The following is a 20,662-nucleotide window of genomic DNA, read 5'->3' as shown; positions in this document are numbered from 1 at the left end:
CAATCCATAGTTGTGACCACTCCAAACTGTAACACCTCCCAAAGCGAGAGCTACTCAAAGGTTACACTCTCGCTTTGATTATTCCAACTCATTTTGAATTCAAGAGGATCTTTCGTGTCTTCCGTATTCGTAATCGTTCCCGACATCTTAAATGGTTTCTTTTGTTCTGAGAGTGAACTGCCCTGTTGATTTATATTCGTGCCGGTAAGATCAAATACAAAATCTCTTATATACGTTTCATCACCGATATAAGTAATACTATAAACCCCTGTTGATCTCTGAAGGGACACATCCCAGTGGTCACTCTTCCCGTGTAGAATATTATCGTCACCACAAGCTGATAAAATGAATACTAGTAATAGACTACAAATCATGCACGCCATTTTGATTCGTTTCATATGATCCCTCCTTTTAGGTATTTACCCAAAATATGAGATGTCATATTCGTTCGTTTTACCTCTGAAGGACAGCATGCACGATGCTCTCAGCATCGTATTTAACCCAGCCTAGCAACGCTGAACCACGTGATGTTTGCCAAGGTAATCCTACAAAGTACAGACCAGCAACTGGCGATACGCCTCCCTCGTGCAAGACTCCCCTATCGGAATCAAAAGCATTTTGAACATCAATCCAACGATCATTACGCTGAAAACCCGTTGCCCAAATAATGTTGTTGACCCGCGTCTCACTACCATCCTCGTATAGGATACGATCCCCTATCGCATTGGTAACACGTGGACGCATGTTCACTCGGCCTTTGGCAATCAGCTCTTTTAACTCGTAGCCGTATACATACTCAGGCTGATTGCGTAACCACTTCCCCTTCATACGTTCAGTACCCGCACGTAACAATCCGTTCTTTTCCAAATACCAAAATATACTTCGTTTCATGATATGTAATGGCTTAAATGTGATCTGTCGAGCTAGGGATATGTACACTATTTGTCTATCATCTGATGCTAACTCTACTGCAATCTGGGCACCTGAATTGCCGCCACCAGCGACAACTGTTGTTCCCGGAACCAATTGAGAGCGGTTTTTATATTCCGAGGAATGAAGTTGAACAATTTCTTCAGATAATGAATTCGCAAAGCTAGGTACATTTTTAACCTGGAAAGGCCCAGTTGCAATGATAACATCGCGCGCTGTAATCGTTCCCGCTGTAGTTTCCGCATAATAAACTTCATCTTCTATAGAGAGACGGGTAATTGCACAATTCAACATGATCGGAAGCTGCATTTGTTCAGCATACTTCTCAAAATAATCTGCAATTTCATCTTTACTCGGCAAGCCATGACGATCTCCTTCCAGTTGCATTCCAGGTAACTCATCATACATTCTTGGAGTGAAGAGCTGCAAAGAGTCGTACCGGTTACGCCAAGATTGTCCAATAGACCTTCCAGCATCAACGATCAAGAAGGTTAAACCTGATTGTTTGAGATAATAACCTGCTGCTAACCCTGCTTGCCCAGCTCCGATTACCAATACATCGTACATATGTATCATCTCCATTATCATTTTACACTTAAATACATGAGCACTTATTCATATGTTTATATTACTTATATTTTCTTTGTAGAGCAATATGTAATTCTCATAAAAGTTTTTTATTCTCAACCTATAAAGTTAAAAAGACTCCCTAACGGGAGTCCCTACTCTTTCATTATACGATTTAATTTGTTACGCGGGCTTAGTACCTCTTATTTCATGTCAGGTACCTAGATCGTTAATTTACCTGGTGTACCTCTCAATATCATCGTTCACAGATTCATGCATTCTTCTATGATGATCCTCGTGCTGGCGAACGTCATTCTTCAGCTTGACCAGAAAGCCCCATCCCGTAAATACCATAAACAGCACCCCAATTAAAGCAAAACCCAAGCTATATAGATTCATGTAAAAATTAATAAAAATCGCAGCGAGCATTAAACCTAATATCCATAATACCCATTTCGTACTTTTTCTCAACGAACTTCCTCCTTTATTCCGTTTATCTTACCCCGTGCTATTCACCTGTAGATGCTTTTCATAGAATATCATCTTTTTTCACAACTCTAATTCCACCAACAGCAGCCTTAAGATAATAAATTATATAATAATATGTAAAAGATTGAATGCTACTTAAGTTACGAAACCACATCAGAGAATGTTTCAACTAATTATAGCAGTTCTATTAAAGCGATCCATTCATTTCTTTAAACAGTTGCGTTAGCTATTGACGTTTTGATGTGGTACACGCGCCTTCTCACGCTGTTTCTCCATATTATAGAATAACATAGCTTTTATAATTGAAGGTTCACAGAAAAAAAACCAAGCCGACAAAGAAAAGCTCTATGTCAGTTTGGTTTATATCAATTTAAAATGCTTCTATATTTAACTAATCTTAGTTCAATTTATTCTAATTCTTTGAACCTTTGAATCATCGTAGCAACTTCTGCTCTGGTTGCAAGACCGGAAGGATTCAGAGTACGATCAGAATTACCATTCATAATGCCCTTTGACACAGCCCAATGAATTGACTCTTTGGCAAAGGCTGAAATTTTATCTGCATCTTTGAAGCTAAGAGTTGAAATTTCGCTCTGCAGGTTCAACCCTTTACTCTCTGCGTATCGATAGAGCATAACCGCAATTTGCTCACGAGTGATTGAAACATTAGGAGCGAATATCCCCTTACCATATCCGTTAACGATTTTGCTTTCGTTTGCCCAAATAATAGGATCTGAATACCAACGACCACTTTGAACGTCTGAGAACACATCTGCAAATTTAACACTAGGTTGATTTTCCATACGATACAGTGCAGTAGCAAGCATTGCACGACTCATGTTCCTTGAGGGTGAAAATTCTGTTTCAGAAGTTCCTGTGAATAGCCCCGCATTGTAAACATATCTTGCAGAAAAATAGAACCAATCGTCATGTGCTATATCTGTAAAAGGAGTCTTTCTTACAAATGTAACAACTACAGTTGTGTCACGACTAATCTCTGGAATGGTATAAATGTCACGACCTATGAATTTTTCGCCGTTGACAATGATATATTCTGTTTCATACCCTTCATCAGGAATCACTCTGATCGTGGCAGAGGTTGATGCACGAATCGTTTGATTTTCAAAGCCATCAGCAATGTTACCATTCCCGCCTTTTACAGAAGCGTTAACCGTATAGTTAAGCTGATGTTGTTTAGGGCCCCCAGAACCACTAGAACCACTAGAAGCATTAGAACCACCATTAGAAGCGTTAGAATCCTCGTCCGTGATAACCCAACGTTTCGGGCCTACAATTTTCGAATTCTTAAAATTAGAAAATGCAATCTCAAGCAAATCTATTGCTTCAGAAATTTCCGTATCCAACGCGTTTTCATTCTCAAAGACAGTCTCAGCCTTAGAAATCGCACTTCTTAGATTTTGAGCGGATTTTGTTGTATACCAAAAGTCTGGATAATATATGACTTTGGGATTATCCGCAATCGTAACTGAAGCAAGATAAGCTTTTGCAGCCTCAATGTCTTCATATAGTGAAGACTTAGAGATTTCCTTTACACCAGAACCGACCACAATTTGTACATCTTCAAACGGTTCAATTCCCCTCAGGGTTGCATCTTTATTCGTGATGAGAAAGTTACTTAAAGAAAAATCGAACGTTCCGTTATTTCTAGCTTGGAAGACAGCAGTTCCGATATTTTTCATAATTTCATCATCTTTACCGTTGGCGGTCATATCGAGAAATACATAATTGATGTCACCATAGGAATAATTCATTGAAATGTCCTTTTCCATTTTGACACTCGTGTTTTTTACAACGTAAGAATCAAAGTGTAGCTTTCCTTGAAAACCATATACCGGCGCTTTACCCGCACCAGTATATGCAAGACTTAGTTTCACAAATATGTTCTCTCCAACATCAAATGAAGATTTTGGAGAACCAGAGCTGTCAGTTACTGTGATGTCCACACGATAACTAAGGTCAGCAGCATCGTCTGCCCCGTAGACGTATGATGGTAGAATAGCTACCAGAAGTAGCATGCACAATATCACTTTCAATTGTTTCATCATCGTCTCAGTGCCTCCATTAGTATGAGTTGTGCATCTACAATATCAACAACACCATCACCGTTTATATCAGATCTCATCCAGTCTTCAGAAGAATTAAAGCCATTGTATACATTATTTAATATCGCTTTTATCGTCGCCAGAACGTCTGCTCGATCTACAGCCCCACTACCATTCGTATCTCCACGAAGAAGATTAGGAGATTTCAACGTTGGTTCAAAAACAAGATTGGCTGTTAATTGTTCACCCGTGACAAGTTCTCTTGAAGAACCAATATATGCTTTTTTAAGATTGTCATACAAGAGCGTTTGTTTCTTGCCATCAATCACAACTGTTGCTTTACCCATATTGATCTCCGTATATATGGTGAACAACGAGAATCCTTGTGATTGCCGAACTTCATAACGATATCCAAGATCTTTCACATGAATGTTGATTACATCTGACAGTTCTTTATAGACTATTTTCCCATTCTCATCTTCAAAAGCAGAAAGTCTATAACCAACTTTGATTGCCGTTTCGCCTGGAGCCAAAGCTTCAATGGTACCATCCTGTGAAATCTTGATAATGTTCTGATTATATAGAACATCCCATACAATATCTTCTTCTTTTAAGTCCAATTCGCCACCCTGACGAAGACCTTTAACAGAAAGCACTGTTTTTCCGCCAATCCCAAGTTCGATCACATCAGGTTGATTCTGCGAGTTCTCAAGGTCAGATATAAGTTTAATACTCTCAAACTCTGACAATTCACGATTCACAAGATAAACGGGAACAACCGTTTCGTTTCCAGCTTTGTCAACTGCTTTAAGCTGTAAAGTTTCGTTTGGTTCTTGACTTGAACTCTTACGATTAACGACAAATGTCCCGTCTGGATGGATCACAATACCTTCTGAACTACCATTTAAAGTTAATGACGCAGATACCTCTGTTAGCCCATGGAAGCTATAGCTTGAGTCCGCACTAACAAAAACAACTTGATTGCTGACTGTATTATCTACCGGCTCCTTATCAAGGCTTGGCTCTACTTCTTCACCTAAAAGTAATATCGGTGCACTTGTATCAACAGTAACACCTATTGCCCCTGATGATCTGCTACCTTGAATAGTGTCATGATTTTCACTAACTGCAGTAAAGTCAATCAAATTCTCACCGTCTTCAAGGTTTTCTTCAAATGACCAAACCGTCTTAAATTCTTCAGGCGTGTTCTTGTTTTCCTTGTTCAGGGTCAATGTCATTTTGACCGGTCGATCGAACGTGTACGTTGCCTCTAATTGTCCAGTCCTTAAATAATAATTTTCTTTTGATTTGTCGATATTGGTTTCAACACTGACAAGCTTAGGTTTACCCATGGCAGGCATAACAAAGCTTTGCGATGATGCAACCTTGGTAGAGCTATAATATTCCGTAGCATTAAGTGCTGACTCGACAATTCTAACGGATTTTACTTTGATAAAATACTTCTTGCCTTCCTTTAATAGAGGGAGGTTGGTTTGGTCTTCTAATGGTTTCAACTTAATTTCACTGTCTATAGGAAACTGACCAAAGGAATTCTCAATCTCAACCCCGTTCTCATCTTCAATCGCCACAAAATAATGGGTTGCAGTTTGGTCACTTCCATTGATGTTAACTTTCACGTATCCATCTCCACTGTATTCCGCTGATACTGATTTAGGTTCTTGTGGAAGTAATGGATTGGTAAAAGTGATTGGAGATGCAGTGATCTGCTTACTCATTCCACCCAGGTGATTAACAAGCATTGCAACCACATAATACTTCCCTTCAGGGAAAGACTCCGGAAGTGTAAAGACATGAGAACCTGATTTAATTTCATCTAGCTCAAGATTACCAATACTAATTAATGATGATGTGTCTTGCATGTTATCTGATTCAATGCTTTGCATAATGGATGGATCTTTGGTGACATAGACATTAACTGCTCCTGAATATGCACTTTGTCCGTCCGTTGTCCAAGACACATCAAGCTCACGGCTCGTATTATTACTATGCGTAGTTTTAATACCTGTAAGCTCCGGGATATTTTCAACACTGTTCACTTCAAAATTGTCGATATACACATTTGGTGTTGTCACTGAAATGGACCAGTTACCACCAACAATAAGTGCTGGATCAATCACTGAAATATACAACGTATTTTTACCATTCATCGATTGAACAAGATAGTTTCCATTTCCCTTATTATCGTCTTCAACCATTGTCAATTTAGTACCAGCTGGATTAGTGACTATGATTTCAGATGCAGAAGGTTTGACATGGCCACGAAGTGGGATTTCAAACAGTAGTGAATCTTTTGATGCTGGGATCACTTCTTTTGTAATGCCATCTCCGGCTCTAGTTTTAGCTATTTCCTTTGTCGTGAGCCTTCTCATATTCGTTCCATATAATGCAGTGGTAGGCACAAGATTTCCGTTCGCATCCAGTTCTTCCGAGTGAACATAGTGTACAGCTTTTCCTCTAGAAGCGAGATTGATGGAACTACCAAAGTTAAAATCGCCATCCCAATAATAGATAAAGCCAAATTTCACGCCGATGACTTTCATGTTTGCACCAACAAAGTCAGATGAAACAGCTGCCTCAACGCCTCCAATTTCCTTTCCTCCTATGATGGGGACTGAAGTTGGAATATAGAATCCTGCGTATACATAACCATAGAAATAATCTTCAGTAATTTTAATCGTAATACCACCCCGAACCGCCCCGGCATGAATACTAATATTACCAAAGGCATTTAGCTGAAATGGCGATATCCACTGAACATTCATTCCTGCTTCAAGATTAAGTAATCTTCCTTCATCATCTTTTGCCAACCGACCCGTACCTTCAAGACTAAGACCGGATAGTTTTGCTTCCAGCTTGAAGTCACCTACAATAACCAGATTAATTAATAACCTTGTTTGAAGATGAAGTGTGATGGGGGGAAGTTTACCGTCTGATGTTCCCGAAATGGTCTCTGCAAGATTTCCGAAACCTCCACCAAGACCTGTCATAAATACATATGGCGTAACAATCGGAACTTTCGTCGTATTACTTGCCAAGAAGAATGTAAGTTCGTCAAGCATGATAGACGGAACATTATTGATAGGAACCTCTTTGAATGCCAGCGAACCTTCTACTTCTAGCATGGTAAGAGCAACTCCGTAATCTAGTTTATAGATTCCATCAATCGTATCTATTGTTACTTCTGCCATAGCACCCACTTTATTTCCTACTAATGGACCTAATATATCTTCTGGCAGAGCTACAGCTAGTGTTGTATTGACACCAATAAAACCGATTTTCTTATCTTTACTACCATAGCGGATATCACTAATCTCGGCAGTAAGGGAGCCCTTGTAGTCATAATGCTCTTCACCATTATTTTTATCTGCTGCTTTTAAAGGCATTGAAATCTTTCCACCGAAGCTAATTCCGAAGTCTTCCTTATCCTGAGTCATGACACCGTACTTGATATTAATTAAAAATCCTGCAATATTTTGTAGCATAGAACCTGCATCTCCAAATTTCAGTTCTAATGCTTTAGCCTCATCCTCGGAAACAGCTTCACCATCCAAGCTGTATTTCACTCCATTTTTAACTTCAAAAAACCATTTATTATGCCATACATTAACAGAGTTTATGACTTTTATGGTGCCATCGCCTTCTAATTTTGCGCCAACGTCCGTAACCGTCATCTTGAGTGGCGTGTTGCTATCATACGTCAAAATGTTGTTAATCGTAATGTCGCCATCGGCTTTACTGGCAGAGTAGTATCGATTAACACCCGTACCCATTAGCCTGACTTTCCCACGAACGGTCAATAGAATTTCGGTTTCATCTTCTACATATTTTATATTGTTATGAACAATACCATTTCTAGTGATGTTACCCTCGATAAATTTTTTCATTACATCTTCGTTTTCAAAATTAACATAATCATATAACTGTCTATTATTAGAAGAGTTTGTTATTCGAACTAGTGAAACAATTCCGTAGCTTGCACTTTTATCCGCCAGATTATTAGTTACATCTATTTGAGTGGTAGAAATAATCTTTTCTTTAAACGCACTGATTAACTGTTGATTTGTAAATCTGAATTCAATGTTATATTTTCCAACGGGCAAATTTTCATTTGTCGAGAACGAAAGGGCTTGACCATCTTCAACAAAACTTATTTTTCTTTTGTCGATTAACGTAGTTGCACCACTTGATGCAGAGACAAGATAAAGATCCCATCCATCAATTCCTGTAATCGCTTGTTTCAATTCGTTCATATCTCCAGAAACGGTTATATTTTTGTCTCCTTCATGAAAAACTGCAGAAGGAAAAATATGTTTCAATGAGACATTAGGAAGTTCCCCTTCAATCGCGGGAATTAAAATGTTTGAATTCGCACTATACTCAACCAATTTATGTGTGCTTGAATCCATAATTGCCGTTGCGTTTAACGAAACTATTAATCGCTTTGCCGTAATCATGGATTGTTTCTCTGCTATGATTTCTAGATCGGGAATGTCAAATACAGTACCAATGTTTAATCCACCAGAAATTCTCACCGTATATTCTCTTGTATTCGTCGCTGCAAAAGTAAGTCCCTCATCAAGAGTAAGGGTAACCACCGGTTCTATTAGTTCTTTAGCTCCTGTAACACTATTATCAATGGTTACTGTTGCTTTAAACTTACCATCGTTTAGATATCCATCTTTGCCTTCATTCACTTGAACTTTATCTGTCTGGATCCCGATTGCTACCTCTTTCTTTTGTGTTTGATCAGAAAAGTTACCCACACCATATAACAATTCTGAAATTCTCACTTCGCCTGCCTCAATCGGTTTTTCATTCCAATAATATGCTGTTGCCGTATCAGGCACTAAATATTTGTTTGAATAGTTCGTAAAGTCAACGTTAGGATTCGGTGTATAATCGTATCTTGTATTTGCAAGATTAACCCAATGTCCAACAATAACTTTATCCACATTTACATCTTTGTTCCCACTCCAACCAGACAAAAGGGCGTAGGCCATTTTGTCTGAAGCTGAAAGAGAATCCACATATCTAATTTGTTGTGGCAGGTTTTCACCACTGTATTCTGTTTCCACGATGGTCGGTTGTTTTGGATTCACGAGCACATGAGGTGCATCAATATTTGAACCAAGCGCGTTATCTAGAAGGAGACGAATACCTACCGTTCCGGCTTTGCTATTATTATTGACCACATCATATGAAATACCAACGTTTCCAACCCGCGAGTTATTAGGGTCAGTAGAAATGGAAACCTTTTGTGTGATCGTGTAACCCTTGATATCCCATGCAATCGTCAAAAGTCTATTTTGTTCAGAGACAACAGGTTCATGAAGCTTAGTATCTATTCCGAACCATCCATATTCCTGACCGAAAATATAATCTTTTCCATCGATACGAACGGTAGTAAAGGATGTTCCGTTGCTTCTTGCCGTATCTTCCTTATAGAGAAGCGGAATATTGTTGTCAAACGCTTTTTGTGGATGACCATCCACGGTTTCAATCGAAAATCCACCTGTTTTTGAATTGATAGAATATTTCATAAAGTCGTTTGCAATTGAATAATTCGCACTGCTTGCATCTGCACTCAATGGGAAACTTACAAGAGTGAATAGCATCGCTAGAATAAGGGATACAGCTATGCCGCGTTTTAATCGACGATCGATCATCATTGCCTATTTCCCTCCTTTGTTTGAAACATATACAGAAATATTGAAATAATCACGCTTGTCCGTTTGAATATATATGGTATACCAACCATTTGAGACATTATCAATGGTATACACTCCGTTTTTCTCCCGCAGGACCGTTCCTTTTGTTTTCATTTGACCTTGTGTTAAACTGCCTTTTTCATAACGTGCATACGATACTCCAGCAAAATTTTTCAGTGAAATCTCAACTTTGTTTCCAATTACCGTTGCAACATTTGAACTGTCAGGCATGACCCCATTCACAAGCGCTATGGTGTCATAAAGACCTACAAGACGAACTGTACGACGAATAGTCGTTTGATTTCCTGCGTCATCTCTTACTGTATAGTCTATATAGTAAGGATTAGAGCGATTAAATTCATTCGCCGAGATGTTGTCCGGATTAAATACTCGCCCGCCAACATCGTAGTTGATGGTAACTTTGTCAGTTAAATCAACCTTTTTATTTGCAACCATATCCCATGCTTCAAAGTCAAGAAGCTTCGATTTATTATAGGCAATTGAAGCATCTTTTTGAGGAGTCATTCCTTCAATGAAGATGAGCTCTTCGCCATTTTCAAGTGTTAACTCCGGAGCTGTTTTGTCGATCAGACCTATGTCAACACCATACGAAGCCTGCTCTCCCGTTCTTCCTTGAAGATTGAATACATATAGTCCATTGTTGCTATAGTTCATGGACTTATCTAGTTCCCAAACGTCGTTTCCTCCAACAGATTTCGTATCTTTGTCCGTGTTTACAGTGACAGTGACATCCTGGTTTGTTATTGGATTTTTATCCGTTCCGACAACATATCCTTCTTCTTTTCCAGATGTATCAACGCCAACCGTAATCTTATTTTGATAATCCTGTTCTACCCACTCACCAGCTTCGTTTTTCACAAGATATTTATAAGACCAATGAATTTCTTTAATCTTTGGTGCTCCTACTTCAATTCCTTCAATCGTTAGTAGAATTTTTTGCGTTAATCCTGTTTTGTCTCTAACTTGGAAGACATGCTCCCCATTCGTTTTAACATTGATGACCGTATCTTTATAAGACACCTCATCCCCATCTTCATTTTCAACCGGTGTTGAAAGTGCATATTCATATCCTTTATAAGAAACGGTAAGATCTTTCATATTTCTAAGGATGTCGAGCGGAACGCCATCACGATCCCGAATTTGGTCAAATGACACATCAACACTTAACTTATCTTTGGCTAATGTTGCGGTTGCGGTAACTTGTGGTGGTGAAGATACAATATTGGAAACGGTAATAATCTCATGACCTTCGTTACCATAGTCATCGACAAAGGACATCGTAACTGTACCATTTTTTCTAAGGCGAACTGCTTTAGTACCAGGGATGTGAACGATGTCTTTATAGGTCAAGCTGCCAACTGGCTCAACACCTGTGACCCTAATTGTATTGATATCTTTGCTAAACTGTGTCAACTCCACATTTACACTTTGTGTAGTAATCTCCGTTGGTAGTGTGCTGTACGCTCTCGCAGTTGCAACTGGCGCTACTTTGTTAATATTTGAGACAGTTATTGGAGTGACCCACTTGTTTCCTGCGTAGTCATACGCTGTCACATAATAGATACCTGAGCTATCCAGTTCAACGACATATTCATTCTCCAGTGGCTCACCTTTGAGTGGGTACACGACATCGTCCTTCTTAACCTCTGCAAATGATATTTCACCTGAATCGTCTGTTAATGTGATCGTTGCATGTATATTTTGATTCGTCTTTGCTGTGTTGGATAACACATAAGAGGTTTGACCAATCGTGTTGTCAAAAAGCTTATAGCTAACCGTACGAGAATTTGTGTTTCCTGCCTGATCTCTAAACTCAAAGGTGAATGAATTAACATCCTCAGTTAGAACTCTTGAAAATGAAGCATTGTTGTTCGTCATCGATAGAGTTTTCTGATCACTGATCGGCTTAATGGTCGCCATTACTCTTCTATAGGCCTTGCCATCTTGAATTGGAACCCAATTCCCTAGATAGTTTTCGTAGGTGTATTCCACCCTGAAGTGTACGTCTTCTTCAACTGGCGTTGTATCTATATTTGAAACTGTAACGGGTACGGTTGTTTCTATTCCCGCTTGGTTCGTTACTTTGAAATATACCGTTGCATTCTGTTCAAATCTTTCGGTATGAGATGCAATGGAGTCAATTTGCTCAAAGTTTGTCCCATCATATGAACGTTCCAGTTTCATAATCCCGCTTTCCGGGTCAGATATTGAAAGTACTGCCTTCACAATTTGGTTTGTTGGCTCAGTAGTTGAATACACCACATCAGTAACAGCTGCAGTTTCATCAACGACTGAGATAGCAACATACGCATCTTCCATCCGATCAGCTTCAACTCCCTCAGTTGTATAGACCTCGAAGTAAGCTGACTTGGTTGTCTTCCCATCTCTTAGCGCTTCAAATACAAGCTTGGAATAAGCTGTTCTTCCTTCTACCTCTGTAAATGAAGGATCAACTACACTTAGCTCCGCATTCAGTTCTAATCCTGACAATACGGCATTCTCAACAAAGAAAAATTGTCCGGAATAATTAGGATTAGGATCAATCACGTAGGTGAGCTTATCGCTTTCCGTATAGGATATAAATCCTCCATTTTGAATAGGAACTCCATTTTTTTCTACATTTCCTGTAATCTCAAATCCTTGAATGAATTCAACAGTAGGTGTGAATTTTAGAACACGATCCCTTCCAGCCTCATCCTGAACATATAGACTAATTTCGTTATTGTTCTGAATAACAAGATCATGTTCTATCGCATACTCAACAGATGTTGTTAATAGCCCTGTATACAGTTGGTTCGACCTTGCCATTTCATTCACCTTATCACCCTCATTTGGTGCATTAGGCATGATTGTTACTGGAACATTGAATGTCACATTAACCGTTGAAGTCGTTTTTGTTATTTGAGGGTTTGCGTTAACACTTACAATGGATGCCTCCGCATCCACCAAATTCACACTGGAGTCAACGAATACTTTTTCAGTAATATTGCCTGAGTTATCCGCTGCTTTAATCCCGATTGCATAGTTGCCACTTAGCCCTTTCAAATCAATCGTATATGTTGTCTGTTTGTTTCCTTCGCCATTAACGACGGGCTGACTACTTTGCATTTTTACTGATTTACTCGAATTAAACAGTTCATAATCTTCTTCAGTAAGAATATGACTGGCTGATGGATCTTTAATAAGTGCGAATGAAACAGTTGTGTCACTCTTGTCTGAAACATCGACCGTGATTCGGCCATCTTGTCTTGCTCCATTGGTTACCATTTCGCTGGATGCTATTGCATTCGGAACTGCCTTGTCAATATTCGAAACTGAAATCGGTACTAAAACCTGATTGCCAAGCTCGTCAGACAGTACCAGGTTTGTTGTAACGTTCTCGCTCACAGTTACTGTGAATGCACCGTTTGTATATGGAGAAACGGTGATTTTGTCCTGATCTTTTGGCTCAACCGTCAGTTTTGAAATACCTGTCCCAACATCATTAGCTACTATTCTTGCCGTTACTGATGAGTTGGTTGGCTGAATGGTGCTGTAGTCCGGTAATTCAAAAGTTGGTGCCTGGCTATCATATAAGATTTTGACAGGTCTTGTTTCTGTTAAAAACTCTGGCCTTTCGTCAGCAGGGTGATTTAAAAGTCCAAATTGAAGATATATTGTATTGATCCCTTCTTTGAGTGCCACAGGTGTATCTAGTGTAAATGCAAACTTACCACCTGAATTATTGCTCTCTGTAAAAGTTGGAACTAACACACCCTGATCTGTCGGCATCCCGTCAATTGTTGCATAATAGACTGGATTTTGATATTTCGTTGCACTTTCAGAAGTCCAAGCTACATGGGGTTCATTTAATACAACATCGACCTTATATGTTCCGTCATTGGTTGCACCTATTCCGTTTAGCGTCTTTGCTTGAGCATGCGCTAACGACTCAATGGTCGCAGGTCCCGACCTCATCCCAAAGTACGGGGAAATCTTTTTACTTTCCTTACCAAGAACATCCGTCGCAACAACAACAATGCTATAAGCACCCGAAGGAAGTCCTGTCATTGTTAATGTTTGATCAACTTCGAATACACCTTCACTATTTGCTGTCAGTGTTAGCGGATGATTTTGCGTATTCTCAATCTTCGTTTCTGTTTCTGGTTTAGCTAAATAATAACTTGCACTTGCAATACCACTTGCATCTGTCACTTTAACTTTAAATTGATGTGTTGACTTGAAATGATCATGCTGATTTCCAACGATATAACTAATTTCCGGTGCTTTATTGTCGTACGTGAACTCTCGAGTAAATTCTAATGAATTGCCAGAGCGTTTATCTTTAACTCGATATTCAAGTATAAATTTACCGTCCATCAAAACTTCAGCTCCGCTGCTATTACGTTTCTCAGCTGCACCAACATCATCGCTTGCATCATAGACAGTAAAGTTTTGTGTGAAGCTTGTTCCATTACGAGGATGAGAGACCCATCTATAGCTCGTTTCAACATTGGAATTACTTACATCGAATTTGATATCAAAATGTGTATTTGGTGAACCTGTATCCTTTGTAATGAGGGTGTCAGCAACAGAACCATTAAAGATCTGGACTGTTTTTGTATAATACTTTGACGCTTGCTCTTTTCTTGAATCGTTACCTAATGAGTCCACTGTGAAATAATATAGAGTACCGTCAAAGCTATCACCTTTGGGAACAGATAATACAGCCGTTGAACTTTCACCTTTTGAATCTACAAATGCCCACTTGCCTTGAACGGAAGAAATTTCTTCTGATCCAAGTTTGATGTCATCTACAGGCGTATTAGGTGGTGAATCCGTACCGTTCATAAACGTATAATACGTTCTAGACCAACCGCCATTACTTTGTTGATAATCTTCCATTTCAAATCTATAGTCATTTCTTTTACGAGACTGTGCATCTTGCGGCTTTACACTTTCGTGAACCGTTACACGCGGAGCCTGGTTATCTAATTTAATATGTTCAATCTCTGAGTATCCAGCATCTCCACCAAGTGAATTGTCAGCTTTATCCCATCCATACAAACGAAGCTTGAATTCGCCCTCTGTAGGATCAATTGGGCTTAAGTTTGTACTAACGCCTTTTAATACCTCCGTACTAATAGGTGCTGTAACTTTCGTTGCGCTACCTAAACCGTCAAAGTTGGTTATTCTTGTCGTTGTCGGTTCATAGACATCCCCATTTTTCTTGTATAGCTCGTATGTCAAATAGTTTTGATTATCGATGGTGTGAGCGACATTCCCCTCAGGGTAGAGTGTTTCGCTAGCCACCATATAAAATTGATGCACTTTTTTCACATTATTTTGAATGGAATTTTGTCCTGTTAGATCCTGTCCATTTTCATCGGTAATTCTGATCGTTGGTGTTTTTGTGTCCACTTTATGAGTAGAAAAATAAAAACTTTGTGCTGAATTCGATTCTGGTGTGGGTCTCTCCAAATAATATGGCTGATTTACACCATTTTTCGTTAAAAAGGTAGATACATCATTAAGCTGTAGCCTTATGCCCTCACTCTCCACTTCGCTAACATCCATGGGTACTTTCCCCGTAAACTGAAGCGTACCATTAGGTTTACCATCCTCCCCCAATAGTTTGGTCATGGTAAGATTAGTAAGTGGTGTTGTAGTGCTATTCCCAAGATATAACACTGGTGTTGCCTGAAAATTAGTAATAAGCTCTTCTTTAATTTCTTTTATCATCGTTTTTCTATGAATTGAAAGTGCGTCAACGGTAATATTCACATCTGTTAATTTTCGATTTAGATATCGATTGTCAGCTGCATGCGAGAACGTAGCTGTTTCCGAAATATTTTCATTGCCTAAGTCATAGATGCTGCGATAGAACGTATATGTAACATCTTTATAATAGTAATCCGCTTGCCCGATTTTTGTTGTTAAATAGGTTTTAACTTCGGGATTTCCTGAAGTTGTATGGGCAAAAGTCCCTCCAAGGCTTTCAGCGTTGGTAGACTGGGCAAGAAGCGCCACCCTATAGGTTAGTGATATCTCCGCTTTATTCTGCGCAACCATTGCATCGTGAAGCTTTTTGCGGTCAATATCTAACTTGAAATTATTTGTTTTGGTTGGCTCTTCGAATGTTAACCAATCTCTACCTACAGCATCGTCCGAAACCGTATAGTTGATCACTGGAGTATCTTCATATTGCATAATGTCGTATTCACCATATTGATCTCTAACCTTTTTGTCCCACTCTACAAGTTCAGAGCCTGATGAATTAGTATCAAGGTAGAACTCTCCTCCACCAACATCAACATTACCCATAGCTGTGAATTTCCGTTTTGTTACATCTGAAATATCACGATAAAGTCTGCCCTGATCTTTTGTCCATGTGTTTAATTTAATGGTCTTCGCCTGTGTTGGATTTATGCCCCCATTAATAGTAGGAAGCCATAGAACCACAGAATCCCCGTACCAGTCATCACTGCCAACCAGCCAAAAAACCAGTTCATTCATTCTCCATGGTGGAATGTTCTGCAATTTAAATGTATGTTGCACATCAGACCAAGCCCCAGCGGCGCCAAGTGCTCTGTAATGATCAGAGGCTATCCCAGGTTCATAGGTACTCACGCCCATATGAACATCATCATCTGTTCCTCCATTTTCGTTTCCTCCTGTTTTCACACCGAACACATAGGTGTACTCTGTTGGCACATTCGCATAAACAGGTGCTACTGATGCCAGAAGTGAAATGACTAACATCAAACTTAAAATCTTCTTCATGTAATGCCTCCTCGGTTCATCGTGCTTGCCATTTTGACCTAACATCTTACAATCCATTTGTTACATTTTCAAATTCAAATCCGCTAATTTGGCGGCTGTCGCCTGCTGCATCGGCAGTGTAAGCATTAGCATTTATACATCATGTTCGACAAATTGTGACAGTTCTTTTCATATCATATCATCATTAATTGCAGGAACTGTCTTACATAAAGAAAACTTTAAGTTTCATAGAAAGACTACATTAAAGAGCCTGTGATCATCCGTGAAAGAAGCATAATTTGACGAGACTGGTGAACATAATTGCAAAAAAAAAGAGTCCGCAAAAGTTTGGTAAACCTATGCGAACCTCTTAATGAAGAATTTAGGAAACATTTTAATTAATTTGAGCTTTAAGGCTCATTTTAGTTAAAAATAGATTCTAGATACTTTGAACTAAGACCCATGGCTTTTAGTTCTTCTTTCATTTCATTTGCATGTTCCATTTTTTTGTTAGGAACGTACATACCCACACCATTACGATTTTTAAATCCTGCTGAATTTTTCACTTCGAAGGCAAGTGCTTGAGCAGCAGCAGTAACTTCTGATGATTTGCCCATTAGATCTATAAGATCATATTGATCAAATACTCCGTCGTTTTTGCCTAATAGATCAGAGTTTTTTGCAAGGTCTGTAAGTGAGAAATCAAATGCTGCATTTTCTATTGCATGAACCAATGATTCAGCCTGAGAAAGCTTCATCATTGACATTGTTGTCTGCATGCTAGCTTCAATCCCCGAATGAAGGGTAAAAGAATCTAAAATTAAACGTCCTAATCTTTCCGAGCTAATTTGTGGGTTTCGCTCCAGCGCACCGATCCATGTGGTATAGTACAATCCTGCTGCGGGGATTGAATCTTCAGAAGCGATGAGATACTTGCCATGGTTTCTAAGCGAATAGGCCGTTTCAACTGTGCCCATAAGACATGCATCAAAGACGATTAAGTCGAAATACATATCTGATGCATCGATCGCCTTCGAAAGCTCCGAAACCTTCATCGTTTTTCGTCCGTTTAGCTCGTCTGCACCAAAGCCACCCATTGTACCGTACCCGTGATCCCATAAAACAAGTATATAACGCTCACTTGGTGCAACGGCTTTGCCCCAAACAAGAAAATCCCTTAGTGTTTTAGGGTCTGATGCAGCGGTTTGGATGCGGCTTGGATGCTTTTTAAGTCGTCCATCGCTAACTTCAAAACGTTCGGATGCTCCATCCGTCATATATTTGTTGTGATATTTGAGCGTTCCACCTGTTTGAATTAGGATGTTCGTATTTTGGTTTGGCTGACCACGATACATTTCTTCCAAGTCATTGGTTAGTTGGCCTTGTTGTGATTCAAGGTCAGAACCAATTGCATATATTAGAATTGTCGTTGAATCCAATTTTTTATCCTGCTCCAAGATCGATCTTGCCTCGTTTAAACTTTGCGTTGTGAACACATCTTTCTCTCGAAGGATCTGACCATGTGTTGCAATTTGATTTTTGGGTCTGGTGTTTAAAACATAGCTACTTATTTTTGCAAGAGTTCCCCGATTGAACTCGACTTCTTTTGTAAGGTCTATTCCTAAAACGATTGAAGCGAAAGAAACCGCAGTTTCATATGTAAAGTCACCCTTTGTTTCTGAATATCCCAAAACTCTTAAAACCATTGCACTATATTGCTTTAGAGAACTTGGTTGGTTACCTCCGAAATGATGCTCGCTGATTCCATTAACAATGCCATTGGCATAGGCAAACGACACATAGGAACTTTCCCAACCCGTATCCTTAAATGGATTTTTGTTGGTGTTTTTCTGAACGTCTTCTTCCTTACCCCACAGACGAAGCATCATCACCAGCGCTTCTGCTCTGGTAGGCACCCTCGAGAGTTCATAGCCACTCTCCGTTCCATTGAATAATCCCAAGTGGTTAAGCGCATCTGCATGGCGTGTATCTTGTGCCGATGCTGATGAAGTTGTTGCAAGAAACAAAAATAATAAAATGATTAAACCTCGGATACTACTCACTACATTCCGACCTTTCAATCTGAAAATTCCCTCCTTATATAGGTTGAACTTTACACTAAGCCACTCCGATTAGATAAAAACCTAGAAAACATTATTCTCTTCGTTGCTTTTACAGCTACTTTAGCCTATCATTGAGGATTAGCCCCTGTGTGAAAGTTAAAGAAATCTTTAAGTTCGTACTTGCAACTCATTTCTGGCAGCTTGCGAATTTAGTTTACTCGTATCAGCATCCATACAACACAAAAACCACTCCTTAATCGAAATTAAGAAGTGGTTTTTGATTCATTTATAATTTGTAACAGTGGCTGCTTCACAAACCCTCAATCAAAATGACCGAAAATTTGATCTGTCAGACACATGAGATAAGGTCAAAGACCTTACATCATGCCGCCCATTCCACCCATACCGCCCATGTCAGGCATTCCAGCACCAGCACTTGCAGGTTCTGGTTTGTCAGCGATAACGGCTTCAGTCGTCAGGAACATTGCTGCTACGGAAGCAGCGTTTTGCAATGCATAACGCGTTACTTTCGCAGGGTCAACGATACCTGCTTCGATCATGTTAACCCATTCGCCAGTCGCAGCGTTGAAGCCTACGCCTGTTTGTTCTTTTTTCAGACGTTCCACGATTACGGAACCTTCTTCGCCAGCGTTAGCTGCGATTGTACGGATTGGTGCTTCCAGAGCTTTCAGTACGATGTTCACACCTGTTTGCTCGTCGCCGGACAATGCTACAGCAGCAACAGCTTGATATACGTTCAGAAGCGCAGTACCACCACCGGATACGATACCTTCTTCAACCGCAGCGCGAGTTGCGTTCAGGGCATCTTCGATACGCAGTTTGCGTTCTTTCAATTCAGTTTCAGTAGCCGCACCAACTTTGATTACTGCTACGCCGCCAGACAATTTAGCCAGACGCTCTTGCAGTTTTTCTTTGTCGAACTCGGAAGTTGTTTCTTCCAATTGCGTACGGATTTGGCTTACACGTGCATCGATATCGGATTTGTTACCAGCACCGTCAACGATGATTGTGTTTTCTTTAGTTACACGGATTTGACGAGCTGTACCCAGTTGTTCCACAACAGCGGATTTCAGATCCAGACCCAGTTCTTCCGTGATCAATTGGCCACCAGTCAGGGCAGCGATATCTTGCAGCATCGCTTTACGACGGTCACCGAATCCTGGAGCTTTAACAGCTACAGCATTGAATGTACCACGCAATTTATTCACAACCAACATCGCCAATGCTTCGCCTTCGATATCTTCAGCGATCAATACGAGTGGTTTACCTTGTTGAACGATTTTCTCAAGCAATGGCAAGATGTCTTGCGTGCTGGAGATTTTTTTGTCTGTGATCAAGATGTACGGATTGTCCAAAACAGCTTCCATTTTGTCCGTATCTGTGATCATGTAAGGAGAGATGTATCCACGGTCGAATTGCATACCTTCAACCACTTCAAGCTCTGTTGCGAATCCTTTGGATTCTTCTACAGTGATAACGCCGTCTTTACCTACTTTTTCCATAGCTTCAGCGATCAATTCGCCTACTTCTTCGTCAGCAGCAGAGATTGCTGCAACTTGTGCGATGGATTGTTTTGTTTCGATCGGTTTGGAGATGGATTGCAATTCAGCAACCGCAGCTTTAACCGCTTTGTCGATCCCTTTACGGATACCGATTGGGCTAGCGCCTGCAGTTACGTTTTTCAGACCTTCTGTGATCAGCGCTTGAGCCAATACAGTTGCTGTAGTTGTACCGTCACCGGCAACATCGTTTGTTTTGGTTGCTACTTCTTTAACCAGTTGTGCACCCATGTTCTCGAATGCATCTTCCAGTTCGATTTCTTTAGCGATGGTTACACCGTCATTCGTGATGAGCGGGCTTCCGAATTTTTTCTCAAGTACAACGTTACGGCCTTTAGGACCGAGTGTTACTTTTACTGCATTAGCCAATGCATCTACACCACGAAGCATAGAGCGACGAGCGTCTTCACTGAATTTAATGTCTTTAGCCATGTTAAGAAAACCTCCCTAGTATATTGTTTAAAATGGTACTGCTATAT

The 20,662-nt window shown here is 39.9% G+C and carries 8 protein-coding genes; all 8 read right to left on the bottom strand.

The features are described 5' to 3' along the window. Positions 1-50 precede the first annotated feature (50 nt). The 8 genes from V6W81_RS06320 to groL all read right to left on the bottom strand — a co-directional run bounded on the left by V6W81_RS06320 (position 51) and on the right by groL (position 20,615). Entirely contained in the window at positions 51-398 is a 348-nt protein-coding gene (locus V6W81_RS06320; protein WP_338542134.1) for a hypothetical protein, read from the bottom strand. 55 nt (positions 399-453) lie between these two features. Further along, entirely contained in the window at positions 454-1,506 is a 1,053-nt protein-coding gene (locus V6W81_RS06315; protein WP_338543956.1) for a flavin-containing monooxygenase, read from the bottom strand. A 225-nt stretch (positions 1,507-1,731) separates the two neighbouring features. Further along, entirely contained in the window at positions 1,732-1,968 is a 237-nt protein-coding gene (locus tag V6W81_RS06310; RefSeq protein ID WP_128100726.1) for a hypothetical protein, read from the bottom strand. Between the two features lie 425 nt (positions 1,969-2,393). Then, positions 2,394-4,052, bottom strand: coding sequence for an S-layer homology domain-containing protein (locus V6W81_RS06305; RefSeq protein ID WP_338542131.1), 1,659 nt, complete (start codon positions 4,050-4,052; stop codon positions 2,394-2,396). Then, the gene (locus tag V6W81_RS06300; protein WP_338542129.1) at positions 4,049-9,739 is read right to left on the bottom strand and encodes a dockerin type I repeat-containing protein; all 5,691 of its coding nucleotides are present in this window, start codon (positions 9,737-9,739) and stop codon (positions 4,049-4,051) included. The genes V6W81_RS06305 and V6W81_RS06300 overlap by 4 nt, the downstream gene beginning before the upstream one ends. A 3-nt stretch (positions 9,740-9,742) precedes the next feature. Further along, a complete protein-coding gene (locus V6W81_RS06295; protein ID WP_338542127.1) occupies positions 9,743-16,561 on the bottom strand; it encodes a hypothetical protein in 6,819 nt (2,272 codons plus the stop codon). Between the two features lie 401 nt (positions 16,562-16,962). Next, positions 16,963-18,621 carry a clostripain-related cysteine peptidase gene (locus tag V6W81_RS06290; RefSeq protein ID WP_338542125.1) on the bottom strand — a complete coding sequence of 553 codons (1,659 nt, stop codon included), beginning with the start codon at positions 18,619-18,621 and terminating at the stop codon, positions 16,963-16,965. Between the two features lie 359 nt (positions 18,622-18,980). Continuing rightward, entirely contained in the window at positions 18,981-20,615 is a 1,635-nt protein-coding gene (gene groL / locus V6W81_RS06285) for a chaperonin GroEL (RefSeq protein WP_145050416.1), read from the bottom strand. Positions 20,616-20,662: the final 47 nt, after the last annotated feature.

The sequence above is a fragment of the Paenibacillus tundrae genome (assembly GCF_036884255.1).
Classification (GTDB): Bacteria; Bacillota; Bacilli; order Paenibacillales; family Paenibacillaceae; genus Paenibacillus.
The sequence above is the reverse complement of the archived record's forward strand: the minus strand, read 5'-3'. Positions and strand labels throughout refer to the sequence as shown.